Source organism: Pseudomaricurvus alcaniphilus, from assembly GCF_011440395.1.
Taxonomy (GTDB): Bacteria; Pseudomonadota; Gammaproteobacteria; order Pseudomonadales; family Cellvibrionaceae; genus Pseudomaricurvus; species Pseudomaricurvus alcaniphilus.
Map to the genome: position 1 here is coordinate 75257 of NZ_JAAOIX010000009.1, position 13973 is coordinate 89229.

Consider the following 13973-nt stretch of genomic DNA (forward strand, 5'->3'; position numbering starts at 1 on the left):
ATTACTTACCGGCCACCTCATCCTTTAATCTTTGCAATCTTGTTTTAAAGTACATAAATTTTTCTTTTTCTTCATCACCATCACAAATATCTATACAATTTTGCCATAATGATTTTCTTCGCTTGTCACTTGTTAACTCTTCAGACACCTGGTGATAATCTGAATCAGACTTCAGATCCTAAAATCTAAAAATATTGGCAAACCGTTTCTTTTCTGAATAGGAACTTTGAACAACTTTTTCTATTTCGATACTAGACTTCTGACCACTCGCGTCAATTATAATGAATTCTCCATACAGCCCCAAAAGTAAACCAAGCGTATATGCGTATGGCCCCGCACCAACTTCAAACTCATAATGATTGCCCAACAATGAGAAACCATTTTCTGCCGGATCAAAACCGAGCAACCCAAGAGCACCGACTGTTATCGAGACTCTCGTCAATAGAGGAAATGACTTTCTATTAGCCACAAAGTAGAGCGGAATAAACCAAGCTGGCAACAACATAAAAGCCTGATTACTCCAACCACTGATCTCTCGAATCCCCAACTGAGCCCATGGTAAAAACATAGAAAATATTACTACAAGAAAAGAAAGATACATCCACTTTTGTTTTTGTGTAAATTCCATATACATCTAGCCTCTAATTAGCAACGTCACACTTTAATTATATTTAACTGAAAATACTGTACCGGCTGCCCTCTTCTATTCACTATGCAATTCATACAACCAATCTGTTGTAACAACTACCAGCAATAGCCCGGCAAAACAAGTATAAAATAGGCCGGCGAGGCTGCAGGCTCGCCCCAAGAGCCCCTCTATGACCCTTGTGCTCTTGGGGTTGCGTCGGGCCATGCCAGTGTAGATTTCAGGCCCCCAGAATTCCAGGATTTCAGCTTTTCAGGGTTCCGGGAGTTCTTCGGATGGCATCCGCTGCCGGCTGACCGGCGCCGCCGAGGCGCCCCCCCCTCCGAGGTTCAGCGCCCTCTCCCCCAGACTTGCCACCTCTCGACCGATCCAGTCTGGGCATGGCTACCCCCATGGGTCCCCGAGGCCCGCCAGAGCGGGGCAGTCTGGTGCCACCGCCAACTCCACCCCGACTGCTGCCGCTGTGGCCCGCCGGTGAGCTGGAAAGCTGGGATTCTGAAATCCTGAAATGCTGGGCCGGCGCCGGATCGTCAAGTGCGTCGGGTCCCATCGTAAATTTTTTCTAAGCGCCGCCCGGCAGCTGCTTGGTCTCCTCTTTCAACTCATGGTACATTGCCGTTAACTCACCAGTGACTTCAAGGAACGATCACTTGGCTATCCCTGACTTCCAATCCTGTATGCGCCCTTTACTTGAAGCAGTAAGTGATGGGGAAGTACACGCCTTTAATGAAGCGTTCGATAGAATCTGTGCTCATTTTCAGCTGACAGAAGGAGAAATCACTGAAAAGCTCCCTTCCGGCAAACAAACTGTTATTCGCAACCGAGTCGCTTGGGCAAGAACTTATATGAACAAAGCGGGCCTGCTAACTTCCCCCGGCAGAGCTCAGGTCCAGATCACCGATCGAGGTTTACAGGCTCTCGCCGACAAACCAGACAGAGTCACTGTTGCCTACCTCAAGCAATACCCAGAATTCGTGGAGTTCCATACAGCCAAGCCAAAACCTGTGGTGGACAGCAGCCCTTCAGGAGACGGCGACTCTGACACAGACCCCCTGGAACGCCTTGAACAAGCTCATGGAGAGATTCAGGATAGCCTAGCAGGAGATTTGCTTGAACTGATAAAGCAGCAACCACCACAATTTCTAGAAAACCTTGTCGTGGAGCTTCTGCAGGCTATGGGGTACGGAGGCTGGAGCGAAACTTCTGGTGCTGCGACTCAGTATACTTCTGATGGAGGTATAGATGGTGTCATCAATGAAGACCCCTTAGGACTTGAGACCATTTACCTCCAGGCCAAACGTTACACAGACAATACAGTGAGCAGACCTGATGTTCAGGCATTTGTTGGTGCTCTTGAGATGCGTAGATCCCGCAAAGGTGTATACATCACCACTAGTCGATTCAGCCGAGAAGCTGAGGACTATATCAATATGATTGAGAAGAAAGTTGTACTGATAGATGGCAAAAAACTAGCTCAATTAATGATTGGGTATAACCTCGGGGTTTCCGTAAAATCTACCTATCAAGTGAAATCGATTGATACTGACTATTTTGAACAACCCTAAAATGCACAATCGATCCGCGACGGAGTAACCGTTGCATCAAATGAAAGGCCAGGTATCTACCGGTTTTTATGTGGCGAATGACCAATGGTCATAGGAGAAACCAGGCAAAGCACGGCTTTGGGCGCCTACGGCCTCCACCCTCGAACCTAGTAGAACCCAATTCCTTATAGCCATGCTGGTGGCAACCCTACTATCTAATATCAAGCCGCAGCAGTAATAACTTTGTATTTCAACCTAACTACAATAACACCCGTTTTTAGCACCGCACGATGGACAACGCTGTTTGGATTTCCCCGCACCTATCCTCGTTAGTGCCGCAATTGATGGTTTGTCTTTCTTTTTCTTTCTCTTTTTCGATTTGGTTGAATCGCTCAATGAAACATCTTTCGAGTGGTACGCTTGATTCAATGCTTCTCTGGAAAAGCATAGTGAACTCTCTATAGCCTTCTTTCTAGCTTTTTGTTTACGAGTTAGTTTCAATTTCTGTTTCATAGCGATACTGGTCTCCTTTACCAAATTGGAAGAAAAAGTACCTGATAGCGGCTCGCCAATTCAGGAAATATTTTTCTAACTTATTAATTTATGGTGACCTGTCCAATATTTTACGCTTTTGTTCTTCAAATTCTGAATCTGTTATTAGCCCGTCCTGTCGCAGTTTATCAAGAGACCTGATTTCACCAGAAACGTCCATTTTCTGAACTTCGTTATGGCGCTCCATAAAGAATTCAGTAGATAGCCTGGCATCTCTAACAATATCTATATCAGTCATATTTCTGTAGGATTCTGGGGCACCCTGATCAACCAGTTCAAACTTATACCAAAACCAAGCCCAGTCCCCCAAAATACCGACTCTGTGAATTCGAGCAGCCAAGGGACTCGCAACCTTACCCTTTTCAGACGCAAATTTGTCTGCTTGACGTAGCACAGATTTCTGTAGAGAAGCTTCTCCACCAAAAATCCCCCTACGATCCACATCGAGAATCTCATAAACATTACCCGAAATTAATAGTACTTGTTCATCTGGCACCTGTTCCGTAACTGACGCACACCCGAACAGCATAAGTATTGCTAGGAACCCTAATATCTTCACAAATAAATCCTTCCATGCGATTAAAAATATTATAATTTCTTATATTTCAGCTGACTTTCTATTTTCAACAATATGTGTATATAGGTCTACGCATTTTTTATTTAATGCTGCTTCTTCAATAGCAATCACTTCTCCTTTCAGGATTGCAATCTCTCCATCTTTCGATCCACCACTCATAAACATAAAAGGAAAAACAATATTCAAAACCCCGGAGGCTAATGCGACCCTATCCATTGTTACTGCCACACCTTGTATTTGAGCTAGTTTATACGCTCTGTCAATGACCTTTTCAAAGCGATTTTCAAGCATATTACATTCATAGTATTGATACTTTTTCGCGGGGATTTTCTGAGCAGGGATACTTTCGTATTTTGAAGCGCAACCAATAAATAAGGGAAGAACGGCAGCCGCGAGGAAATATTTCATGTGTATCTTCCGTGATAATTTGGTGCGTAGGGTTATGAGACTACCCGACAATTGCACTATTGTGAATAAATTTTGAAGCGGGCCCCTATCATTCATGCAATGAGCTCAGAAAGATGACTGCGCATATCTGGGTATCTTATATGAAACCAACCCACACCCTGGAGGTGCCCATGCGTATCATCAAGAAATCCACCTGTTCACTCATCACACCCACTGCCCAAGGCAAGCTGACTTACAACATTGGCCATGAGGCCGCCGATGACAACTACCATCTCCGCATCACCCATAACTCGGGTGGCGGATTCTTCAGCAATGAATGGATCTCCATCGAGGGTGTCCTGACTTGCATAGAGGAAGCCCCCGAGGACAAGCCTTTTCGAGCCCTGATTTTTCGCAACCTGTATCAAAGCCGAGGCGCCAACAACCACGGCTTTCTCGCGGCAGCACTTCGGGCCGAAGGACTATTGTTGCCGGTGAAGAAAGCCACCTACAGCCACCAACCGGGTGACCCCAAGGTATTCTTCGCAGCCATGAAGAAGCTGGTGGCCAGCAAGGTGGATCTGGAGGACGAGGTCGCCAAAGCCCAGGCGGAGATCACGGCCAAGCGGGCACAGCTGGCTGCCAAGATGAAAAAGGCAGGCAAGGCAAAGGCGGCATCTGCACCGGCCTCAGAAAATGAGACAGAAGCATCTGAGCCGGTAGATGAGACACCGAAGAAAAAGCCATCTCGGAGAGCACCCCGAAAGGCCCCCGCCAAGTCATCCACACCGCCTGCCAAATAGCACCAGTCCCCATCAGTGGTAGCTCTGTCTGCCTGCTGCACTAGTTTGCATATCCGTTAAGGCTCCTTTAGTGAAATGCAAACCACCACCACCAGTCCATCAGGGATACCTGCTGCTGTCCCCCGGGTGATTTCGCCCAACAACACACCCCGTTCCATTCGTCGCACTCGACGCCTCGACGCAGCTCTTATACCGCAAGGCCTCTGGGGTCTCCGGTGTTGCGTCGGGTCGTCGGGTGTGTCGTATGCGCGGGGTGATTCCGTCCATAACCCCAGTCACCCGCCAACATCTCATTTATCGAGGACAATGACCATGAACGCGCACCAACCCTCCCCTGCCCGGTATGTGGCCTATTACCGGGTGTCCACCCAGAAGCAAGGCCAGTCCGGGTTAGGCCTGGATGCCCAAAGGAAGGCAACCACTGACTTCCTGCAGCAGTACGGCGGTCAAGTGGTCGCTGAATTTGTTGAGGTGGAATCCGGTAAACGATCCGACCGGCCAGAGTTCAACAAGGCTGCCGACTATGCGGAGCTGGCCAACGCCACTTTGCTGGTGGCCAAGCTGGACCGCCTTTCACGGGATCTTCACTTCATCACCAGCCTGCAGAAGCGGGGCATTCACTTCAAGCTGGCGGACTATCCATCCATCGATCAGCTCACCATCCACATACTGGCCGCAATGGCTGAACACGAAGCCCGCATGATCTCCCTGAGGACCAAGTCTGCGTTAGCCATAGCCAAGGACCGCGGCACTCTCTTGGGCAACCCTTGGCTGGACGCCCAACGCAACCTGGATAACACCGAAGCCAATATCGTTCGACTGGATGCCTTGAACGCCTGGAAGGTCAAGATTCTCAAGGTGATCCGGCACATCGAGCAATTCGATGGCATCCGCTCTTGCAAGGGCATTGCCGAGGCCCTCAATGAGCGAGGCCTCAGCAGCTACTGGGGCAAGCCCTTCTCAATACCCATCGTCAGTCGCCTTCGACGCGAATCCCATTCAACCCAACACCACTAACCCAAGGAGAAATAATGAGCATTTCCACGATGTTGCTTGTTGCCACCATCGCCTGCGTTCTCGTGCCGCCGGTACGGATGTACAGCATTGGCACCGGAGCACTGCTGTTCCTGATGTATCCATTGACGTTCTGGCTGGCTGTGATCCTTATCGCAGCCATAGCCTTGGCTTACTACTTATACAACAAAAGGAAAAGAAACCATGTGTAACTATGAAGACACCGTTCAAGACGCGATCGATATGGTCAGCGCCTGGGACTCTTTTGACACTGACGAAGAGTTCTTTGCCGCTGTCCGGGACCAAGCGATGCTGATGCAAGGCCTCGCTATCGATGACACCTCCACCTCAATCTCATTTCACCACCGCTAGCCCCTCCACTACACCAAAGGAACCTCCAATGACCACTATCGGCAACCTGGCTGAGGTCTACGCACGCCTGGAAGAAGCGGTTTCCCGGCTGGCTGACCAAGCCACCACCCCCCAGGAGCAGTTTGACCAGTATGAAATGCTGGCCATCCAGATCCTCGACAGCGAACACCAGGACTTCACGCCCGGCAGGCTGGAGGAGTATCTGCAAGTCTGCCTCCACAAGAAATCTCTGGAACTGAACCTCACCGACGATATTCGTCAGTAACCCCATTGGGACCTGTCCATGTGATGGGTCCTTCTTTATATAGGTAAGTGACTATGAACACTGACAACAACACCATAACCCGGACTTTGGTACCCGAAGACCAGCGACTGGACACCACCGCCCGGCTGTTTGACCACCACTTCCCCCTGGCCATCGAGCCGACCATCTATGCTTTTGCCGACCGGTTGAGTGAGGGCTACCGGGGCGGTTACTGGCTGTTCTATACCCTCAGCTCCGGTGGCTTCTATATGGCTCCCGAGTCGGACACCCCTTTTCAGGTCACCTGTGACAACGGCTATGAGGGAGAGCTGTCGGCAGATGCCTTCGGGATCACCGTCTGTCTGTATGCCTACAGCCACCTGAGCTTTCATCGGGATATCTGGCTGTCGGAGCTCTGCGCCAACCATTACCATTGGTTAAGGGAGTGCATGCTGGAGCATCCAGAGGCCCGGGTGATTCTGGCTGCGGTTGACTAATACCACCCGGCGCACCCGTCGACCTGTCGCCCCTGCAGCGTCGAGTCGTCAGGTGCGTCAGGTGGTGACCTGTAATCCAAGCTGGTTTATAGTGCACGTTGAAACCGCTTTCCCGTATATTCATAAAAGCAACGGGGCGGATCGTAGCGACAGATAGCATATTCTCGAAAGCATTGTAGTAAAAAGTGGCTGGCACGACTTATGCCGTTGTTTTCGATTCGCTGCTTCACCACAAATGACACGGTAGAATTCATTTACCATTTACCGAGATATAGTTATGAGCACGAAGAGATTCACTCTACATATTCCAACAATTAGAAAAAGAATTGAACAACAAATCGATGGTCAAATAATGAACCTGAATGATGCTCTGGGTGCTGTTTTTAACAGAGCATCACGAATTACAGCTGGCTCATGCCATGAAGTTGAATATGGATCAATTGAAATTTATCAGGATTGTATCTATGAAGACACTATTGGTAAGCACATCGACATAATTAACCTTCTTGATTCTGAATTAGAATATTCAGATTTTCAAATTACAATAGAGGAAGAAACAAACGGTAAAACGCGATTGCTGAATAGGCTTACTAACGAAAAGATTAAAAAACAAGAAGAAAAAACAACGGCTTTACGGCTATGTAATTTCGGTCTCATTGAAATTACCAAAGCTCAAAAGGGAGAACACACCGAGCTTATCTTAGCTTCAAATTCAAATTCGGATTCCGACGTCAATCCTCGTTTTATATATTTTACGACCCAGAGTTTTTATAGATGGATGAGCCATAGAAAACCACTCACCAATCCTCCGAAAGAATTTAAGGACAGATTCATTGATATTCTAGCTACAAGCACAATGAATATTCAAATAGACAAAACAAAAGGTATAACTGACTCAAATGATAAATCGACATGGGACAAAGTCACCATCTACTTGCAGGCAAAAAATAGAATTGGGTACCAAATAGAAAATAATCCCATACAAACTAAGCATATGATGGATATAGGTTTACTAAACAAGAAAGCGAATACACCCAATACGCAATACACAATACTCCTTGGGTTGTCAAGAGGTATGAGATACCCCACCAAAGCACTCCCCAAAAACAACGAGAAGACAGCAATAAGTAAGTTGCGTCGTTCACTCGAAGCTCTTACCGGTATAAGAGACGATCCATTCAAGAACTTTGATGACGATCAAGGCTGGAAACCGCTATTTAAACTACTGGATCGTACACATTCTGCCGACGAGCGAGCCAAAGAAAGGGCCATTCACATCCCTTTTGATGATTCCTTTTCTGACTCGACAGCCGATTTCGATGATGAAGATGACGCGGCCGGCGAATTCCTAAAACAGTAAAAGACCTCATAGACCAGAAGCATCAATCTGTCAGGTTACCAGAACCGCCCCCCTATTTTTACACACAAAAATATGTAACCAACTGATTTATATAGAATTTTCACCAAGAAAAGACCTCCCCTAAGTTACCAGAAGCGCCATATCTCTGAAGGGCTCTGTCAATTTGTGCGTGCCCGGTATTGGGTCGGGCAACTTTTTACCGCTCTGACCCGGTGATTTTGCAACCTGAGGTTTTTTCCATGTCCAACCCTTTTGATCCAAGCAATACGAATACGACCCCTACCCCAACTACCACAGTTCAGTCCGCGGAGGGGAGTAGTGATTCTGAAAACACTTCACCACTCGACGCACCCGTCGATTTGTCTCTCTCCCCTGGCGTCGATACGTCGGGCGCGTCGACCGAAAAGCTCATACCCTTTTCCCTCACGCCACAATCTACGTCACCGTCCTCCCTAACTAAATCCCCTCCAAAGGCAGTTGGTGAAGAAAGTGAAAAAGAGCTGCCACCCGACGAGATTGACGAAATGTCGCCCACCTCTGGCGTCGAAGCGTCGGGCTCGTCAAATACAGGCGGGGCATTTTTAACCCTCGAATCGCTTCCAGCCCCGCTGACGACAGATTATGAAATCTGCCGCGACTTAAATGGTGTCGGCCACATTGTCAATAAAACCATTTCCGAAGCGTTCATAATCGGCAGCAAAAGGGCCAACTCTGAATTACGAAGAATAGCCAAATCCAAGCAATTAAAAGTATCGCCCAAGGACATGCGCGATATTAACGAAGAGCTGTTCGAACTCGCGGAGGAAGCACCCCGCCGTCAGATTTTTAACCGCGTTGGACCAATCACAAACGGTGTCGAGCTATATCTCGGAGATGAAAAAGGATCACGAGTCAGGGTTACGGCAGCTGGTGTCGAAGTCATTCAAGATACCTCAATCAATGTGTTTTACGTACCCCCCACTTCCGGCTCCCTTCCGATACCCGAAACCATCGGAGACCTCGCTAAATTAAAACCCTACGTGAATGTGAGTCATGAAGATTACATCCTTTTTCTGGCCTGGATGAGCTTTACTTTGGCACATCCAAAACTGAGCGCGACCAACTATCTTCATCTCGATATTCGGGGATGCCAAGGAAGCGGAAAAACCAGTTTGTGTAAAAATATCGTTCTTCCGCTACTGGATCCCACCTCAATCGGGATACAGTCTTTCCCACGAAAAAATGAAGACTTGGCAATCCTAGCCTCCACGCTCCATGTCGTTTGTTTCGATAACATGCGGAATTTTAAATCGGATACAAGCGATCTACTATGTATTCTTTCAAGTGGCGGCGCTTTCAGCACTCGAGCCCTTTATACCAACTCAGAATTGAGCGTCAAACACGCCCACTGCGCTATAGTCTTCAACGGAATACACACCGCAATCCTGCAACCTGACCTAGCACAACGATGCCTCCCGATTCACACTCTCGCTATCGATGAAAAATCTCGACAGTCGGAGGCGTTTATGATGCAGCGGCTACACCAAGAGCTGCCTGCCATATACAAGGGCTTGTTAGATCTGACGTCGAAAATACTGTTCCACCTGCCCGGTGCAGCTGTAACGCATCCTGAACGCATGGTAGATTTTTGTCAGTGGCTTGCCGCCTTCGAATCGGTTAAAGAAGTTCCCGCCGGTACTTTTCAGCAGCTGTACAGCGACGCTCTTCGGCAAGCATCCTTCGACAAGTTGATGGAACACCAACTTTCTGCCGTTATGGTGGAGTTTGCCATCCAAATAACAGGCGGTGAATGGTCTGGAACTCCGAAGGCACTACTACAAAAGCTCGACGAAATGTCCGATACCGAGAACCGGTACTCAAGAGAGTGGCCTCAAAATCCTATAGCGCTCACCAAGCGCCTCAAGGGCCTCGCGGCCAGCCTTCTCACGCAGGGCATTTCGTTGGAGTTCGCGCGTGGTAAGTACCGCACGATCACGGTGAAGTACACCGGCACAGCGATCGACGATTCCCCAGAATTTTAAAGGTGCTTCCAAAGGAAACGGCTTCGGCCGATTTCCTCACCCCAAAACTAACCACAAATCGCGGCCACAGGCCCCGACCACGCTGTCAAATTCTACGAGGTATTTCATGCCAAACGAACTAGAAAATAAGTACTTTCAGGTACATACCACAGATACCGAAGACGAAGTAGTGCTGATCACTTACATCGAATCGGTCTATCCAACTCTTGAAAAAGGAAGGAGGATTACCTTCCACGAGCTCAACTTGCTTTTACCGGCGAACGAACGCTACTCCCCGGAAGAGTGTAAGAGCCAAGGTAAACTGCTTTCCAAGCTTGTAGCCGCAAAGAAAGTCCCATTCGTGCATCTTGAAATTGCAACCTCCGGTCGTATGAACGTTTACAAAGTCCTTTAACTTGTCGCTATTGCCTCGACGGCTCATCGCCCAAATCCACCAGGCGCCGAGTCCGTCTAGTGCGACATTTTTTCATGTTAATTTATTGGAGAACTCAATATATGATTCTTGATTCAATCGACCAAGCGTTCCTGGATAAAGGCCTTGTCGTGCCCGATGGCAAAATCAAGGAAGAATACCGTGCCAAGGACTGGCCGAAAGGGTTTCGAGTTGAGACGCGAGCCACAAGCAACGGTATCGGTACCTACCGGCTCCGGCTCAACGGCAAAGATATTCGCATTGGTAGGACCGACGCCATGTCCCTTGCAGAAGCTTTGGATATCGCCCAACCTCAAATCGATGTAAAGGCCAAACCCACCAAGACGCCTGTTTCCACAACAGGCATTACCTTGGAAAGCTTCTGGGATAACCATTACGAACCCTACGCCAAGGCTCGACTCAGATCCTGGCGGAATCTGGAATCCCTCTACCGACTCAGAATTGCCCCCCGCTTTGGCAAGCGGTCCCTACCCTCAATCACCACCACTGAACTGGAGCAATTCCAGACCGAACTTATCAACGAAGGCTTATCCGGAAGCCACGTCGTGGGCCATCTGAAGCTACTATCGCGGATGATGACACTGGCAATCAAGTGGGGACACCTACAGTCCAATCCCTGTCTCAGTGTTGAATTGATCAAGTTTGACAATAAAAAGGAGCGCTTCCTCACCAAAAACGAACAAAATCAATTAGTTAACGCAATAATGTCCGATGCGAATCGGGAGATTGCCCTGTTGATCCTCTTCTTGCTTGCATCAGGTGTCCGCTGTGGGGCTGCCAGGGCCCTGCGCTGGGACTGGGTATCCATGGAGAACTGCACGGTCACCATTCCACCCGAGGCATCCAAAAACGGAAAGTCCAATGTGGTGTATTTAAACGACACAGCTATGACCGTACTGGAGGAACTCAACAGGGCCAGCAGGCGGGAATGGGTATTTACTAATCCACGAACCAAACTGCCCTTCGTCAATATTACCAAGGCCTTCAAGCGGATCCTCAAGGCAGCAGGCCTCCCCTCCTCTATCCGGATCCATGACCTCCGCCACACCTATTGCAGCAATATCCTGTCAGCCAACCACTCCCTCGCCACGGTCCAGCAATTGGTCCATCACTCCAGCTATGACACCACCTTGAGGTACGCCAAGTTGTCTCAGGATGTGCTCCGAAATGCCAGTCAGGCAGGGGCTCTATCCCTTCCTGCCGGCTTGGGACGTCTCAAAGCGGTTAAATTTTAATCAACACACCATTTGCCCCCCGATCATGTCCTTACGGATGTGATTGGGGTGGCTCCTTTCTTTTTTTTGCTCTGGAGGTACGGTAGAAGTCAAATGACTAAACCCTGTGCCTGCCACTGAAATGGTCCTATAATCGATAAAGCTCCCTGAGACAAAATGGACTTTGTATGTACAGCCTGCCGATCCTCTATTCAGCAGATTCAACTCCAATAGCGTTGCAAAACACTGGATTTATTGAGCAATGGTTCCAGCATCGGCTGTTTGAGCTGCCCAAGCCACTCGCCCTCGCAGAGATCGACCCTGCATACACATCTGTAGCGTCCCTACGCACTGAAATAATCACCTCTTCTGGCCCCGGGCACCACTATGATGAGGCATAGTTTAGTATGTCCCAATCGAGCGTGTGAGGTCCACAAGATATGAAAACACCTTATGTTCGACATATTTTTGGAGAGAAAGTAGAACAAAAGTTGCGTGACCAAAGAGGATGGTTGAATGCGGGGGTGGCTTCTTCCATTCCATGGCCTTCACATGATGTATGTATTGAATATGCTGGACATGAGTATTTTCTTCGCGGGACGAATCGTGGAGAGCAGCAGGGCCCACCTTGTATATCAATACCCTGCGATAAAAGCGATATCGATGCAGCAATTTCAAAGATCTATAGATTCACGTCAATACTAGGTTGGTTTTCCGGTGGGTATGTTGATGTTGCCGGCTACGCATGGGGATCCCACCCGATTCTTTATGGAAGGCGCACTGTTTATTCCTCAATGGGGACTTCCGGTCCTAAAAGCTTTCACTGTAACCATATGCCAATTATTGAAACTGAAAATGTACGGAAAGCTCTGGCATTTTGGAGAGAAGGAAAGATGCTTGATGAAGTTCATGATAGTTACGCTTTCCTAAGTTTTTACAAGGTAATTGAATCGCAGTTTTCTAATGGAAAAAAGAAAGCAAAATGGATCGAGTCAAACATTGACAAACTTACAGGAAGAGCGGCGGCACGTGTAAATGAGCTCAAAGCGGTAGGTGTTAATGTTAGTCGACACCTTTTCGAAAGTGGGCGCTGTGCAGTTGCACATGCAACGTTCGAAGGTGAAATAGTTGATCCTGATATACCGAAAGATAGAAAGCGACTCACTGCTGATCTTGTAATTATGGAGGAGTTGGCAAGAATCTATATTCGGGACGAGTTAAATATTCCTGATTCGCAAAGTTTATATCAAACACGCAATCGGTTAGAACCGTGGTCTAACCTTCTGACTTCTAATGAAATCATCGAGTTGAAAAAAGGTGCAAATATAGAAGCGCCATTATCTTTTTCGGGCAGAACTATTTCTGTTGGAATATGGCCTGATGGGATTGTCCCAGGTCTAGAGAATATGACTCTCCAAGTACAAGGAGTAGAAAAAGGTGTAGTGAAAATTGCACTTTTTAACGACCGGAAAACAATCTCACTTATATTTTATCTAGACTACAAGCACGGAAGAATTCACACGAGCCTAGAGGAGGGAGGGATTGCATATGAAGGTGGGAATGTTACTGAAGGTGATATAAGAGCATATTGGACTTTCTACTACAAAGTTTTCAGCAATGGCATTGCTGAATTAACATGTGATAAATGTGAGCCTATAGACTGCGAAGTCGTTATCCCGACTAATATGATGATGAGAATGTCAGCCGATGACGCTATACAATATGAAATCCTTAGATTTCAAAATGAGAAACCGCGTTACCGTTTAACATTAGATTCAGGTTTTGAATGGTATATTTCAACAAAAAAATATGATGATAGATACCAAGGCTTTGCAGAACATAAAAATAATAATGACAGCTTGCTCACAATATTTGGGGCCATTTCAAAAAGCGAAAAAGAATCAATCGTTAATACCGCCGAAATGATTAGTAAAAAATTTAATAGATAGATTAGACCAATTCCAGCGTCCGCTTTTGCCGAATTGGGACGTGACGGAAACTAGGGTATAAACCGCAATCTAGAGACTCGTTTCCACTCAACAATGCGATGCGCCAAAACCGCCGAAACCTCTTCCGTTCCGTGGTTCCGTTTCCGTTCCGCTTTCCGTCACCCTCCCTAAGCCCTTGATTTACTTGAAAACCTTACAAATCTCCTAATATTTCCGACTTTCCGAAGCGGAAACTTCCGAAAAAAGTCCATTTAGTCGTTATTTATCATAGACTTACGGACACTGTTCGTCTAACTCATAATCGGCAGGTCCCCAGTTCAAGTCTGGGAAGGCCCACCATTTTTCAATAGCTTACAGCAA

General features: G+C 47.6%; 16 protein-coding genes. 12 read left to right on the forward strand and 4 right to left on the reverse strand.

The window, feature by feature from the left end; translation table 11 throughout:
- Position 1 precedes the first annotated feature (1 nt).
- Together G8764_RS16715 and G8764_RS16720 are read right to left on the reverse strand one after the other, a co-directional pair.
- Positions 2 to 148 (reverse strand): hypothetical protein, encoded by a 147-nt coding sequence (locus G8764_RS16715; RefSeq protein WP_166165821.1) that lies wholly within the window; start codon positions 146 to 148, stop codon positions 2 to 4.
- A gap of 30 nt (positions 149 to 178) precedes the next feature.
- Complete coding sequence (locus tag G8764_RS16720) at positions 179 to 628, reverse strand: hypothetical protein (RefSeq protein WP_166165822.1); 450 nt, start codon at positions 626 to 628, stop codon at positions 179 to 181.
- Between the two features lie 668 nt (positions 629 to 1296).
- Here G8764_RS16720 and G8764_RS16725 point away from each other — a divergent pair.
- On the forward strand, positions 1297 to 2211 hold the full coding sequence (locus tag G8764_RS16725; protein WP_243748857.1) for a restriction endonuclease: 915 nt from the start codon (positions 1297 to 1299) through the stop codon (positions 2209 to 2211).
- A gap of 580 nt (positions 2212 to 2791) precedes the next feature.
- Here G8764_RS16725 and G8764_RS22985 read toward each other — a convergent pair.
- Together G8764_RS22985 and G8764_RS16735 are read right to left on the reverse strand one after the other, a co-directional pair.
- Entirely contained in the window at positions 2792 to 3301 is a 510-nt protein-coding gene (locus G8764_RS22985; RefSeq protein ID WP_207951933.1) for an SHOCT domain-containing protein, read from the reverse strand.
- 39 nt (positions 3302 to 3340) lie between these two features.
- A complete protein-coding gene (locus G8764_RS16735; protein ID WP_166165823.1) occupies positions 3341 to 3727 on the reverse strand; it encodes a hypothetical protein in 387 nt (128 codons plus the stop codon).
- A 170-nt stretch (positions 3728 to 3897) separates the two neighbouring features.
- Between G8764_RS16735 and G8764_RS16740 the strand changes: the two genes are divergently transcribed.
- The 11 genes from G8764_RS16740 (at position 3898) to mauJ (ending at position 13613) form a co-directional block, all read left to right on the forward strand.
- Positions 3898 to 4509, forward strand: coding sequence for a hypothetical protein (locus tag G8764_RS16740; protein ID WP_166165824.1), 612 nt, complete (start codon positions 3898 to 3900; stop codon positions 4507 to 4509).
- A 312-nt stretch (positions 4510 to 4821) separates the two neighbouring features.
- A complete protein-coding gene (locus G8764_RS16745; protein ID WP_166165825.1) occupies positions 4822 to 5526 on the forward strand; it encodes a recombinase family protein in 705 nt (234 codons plus the stop codon).
- A gap of 14 nt (positions 5527 to 5540) precedes the next feature.
- Positions 5541 to 5735, forward strand: coding sequence for a hypothetical protein (locus G8764_RS16750; RefSeq protein ID WP_166165826.1), 195 nt, complete (start codon positions 5541 to 5543; stop codon positions 5733 to 5735).
- Complete coding sequence (locus tag G8764_RS16755; protein ID WP_166165827.1) at positions 5728 to 5895, forward strand: hypothetical protein; 168 nt, start codon at positions 5728 to 5730, stop codon at positions 5893 to 5895. Before G8764_RS16750 ends, G8764_RS16755 begins: the two co-directional genes overlap by 8 nt.
- A gap of 28 nt (positions 5896 to 5923) precedes the next feature.
- Positions 5924 to 6160, forward strand: a complete 237-nt coding sequence (locus G8764_RS16760) for a hypothetical protein (protein WP_166165828.1) — start codon at positions 5924 to 5926, stop codon at positions 6158 to 6160.
- Between the two features lie 53 nt (positions 6161 to 6213).
- Positions 6214 to 6636: an antirestriction protein gene (locus tag G8764_RS16765; protein WP_166165829.1), complete on the forward strand. Its 423-nt coding sequence runs from the start codon at positions 6214 to 6216 to the stop codon at positions 6634 to 6636.
- Positions 6637 to 6913: 277 nt separating this feature from the next.
- A complete protein-coding gene (locus G8764_RS16770; protein ID WP_166165830.1) occupies positions 6914 to 7996 on the forward strand; it encodes a hypothetical protein in 1083 nt (360 codons plus the stop codon).
- A 239-nt stretch (positions 7997 to 8235) separates the two neighbouring features.
- Positions 8236 to 10017, forward strand: a complete 1782-nt coding sequence (locus G8764_RS16775) for a hypothetical protein (protein WP_166165831.1) — start codon at positions 8236 to 8238, stop codon at positions 10015 to 10017.
- 106 nt (positions 10018 to 10123) lie between these two features.
- The gene (locus G8764_RS16780; RefSeq protein WP_166165832.1) at positions 10124 to 10411 is read left to right on the forward strand and encodes a hypothetical protein; all 288 of its coding nucleotides are present in this window, start codon (positions 10124 to 10126) and stop codon (positions 10409 to 10411) included.
- Between the two features lie 101 nt (positions 10412 to 10512).
- Positions 10513 to 11685, forward strand: coding sequence for a tyrosine-type recombinase/integrase (locus tag G8764_RS16785; RefSeq protein WP_166165833.1), 1173 nt, complete (start codon positions 10513 to 10515; stop codon positions 11683 to 11685).
- A gap of 419 nt (positions 11686 to 12104) precedes the next feature.
- Positions 12105 to 13613, forward strand: a complete 1509-nt coding sequence (gene mauJ / locus G8764_RS16790; RefSeq protein WP_166165834.1) for a methylamine utilization protein MauJ — start codon at positions 12105 to 12107, stop codon at positions 13611 to 13613.
- The last annotated feature ends 360 nt before the right edge of the window (positions 13614 to 13973 follow it).

What these genes read in the sequence shown, in the direction of transcription:
- G8764_RS16755 (WP_166165827.1), top strand. Translation starts at nt 5,728, where the DNA reads ATGTGTAACTATGAAGACACCGTTCAAGACGCGATCGATATGGTCAGC.
- G8764_RS16760 (WP_166165828.1), top strand. Translation starts at nt 5,924, where the DNA reads ATGACCACTATCGGCAACCTGGCTGAGGTCTACGCACGCCTGGAAGAA.
- G8764_RS16770 (WP_166165830.1), top strand. Translation starts at nt 6,914, where the DNA reads ATGAGCACGAAGAGATTCACTCTACATATTCCAACAATTAGAAAAAGA.
- G8764_RS16775 (WP_166165831.1), top strand. Translation starts at nt 8,236, where the DNA reads ATGTCCAACCCTTTTGATCCAAGCAATACGAATACGACCCCTACCCCA.
- G8764_RS16720 (WP_166165822.1), bottom strand. Translation starts at nt 628, where the DNA reads ATGGAATTTACACAAAAACAAAAGTGGATGTATCTTTCTTTTCTTGTA.
- mauJ (WP_166165834.1), top strand. Translation starts at nt 12,105, where the DNA reads ATGAAAACACCTTATGTTCGACATATTTTTGGAGAGAAAGTAGAACAA.
- G8764_RS16750 (WP_166165826.1), top strand. Translation starts at nt 5,541, where the DNA reads ATGAGCATTTCCACGATGTTGCTTGTTGCCACCATCGCCTGCGTTCTC.
- G8764_RS16785 (WP_166165833.1), top strand. Translation starts at nt 10,513, where the DNA reads ATGATTCTTGATTCAATCGACCAAGCGTTCCTGGATAAAGGCCTTGTC.
- G8764_RS16765 (WP_166165829.1), top strand. Translation starts at nt 6,214, where the DNA reads ATGAACACTGACAACAACACCATAACCCGGACTTTGGTACCCGAAGAC.
- G8764_RS16780 (WP_166165832.1), top strand. Translation starts at nt 10,124, where the DNA reads ATGCCAAACGAACTAGAAAATAAGTACTTTCAGGTACATACCACAGAT.
- G8764_RS16735 (WP_166165823.1), bottom strand. Translation starts at nt 3,727, where the DNA reads ATGAAATATTTCCTCGCGGCTGCCGTTCTTCCCTTATTTATTGGTTGC.
- G8764_RS16745 (WP_166165825.1), top strand. Translation starts at nt 4,822, where the DNA reads ATGAACGCGCACCAACCCTCCCCTGCCCGGTATGTGGCCTATTACCGG.
- G8764_RS16740 (WP_166165824.1), top strand. Translation starts at nt 3,898, where the DNA reads ATGCGTATCATCAAGAAATCCACCTGTTCACTCATCACACCCACTGCC.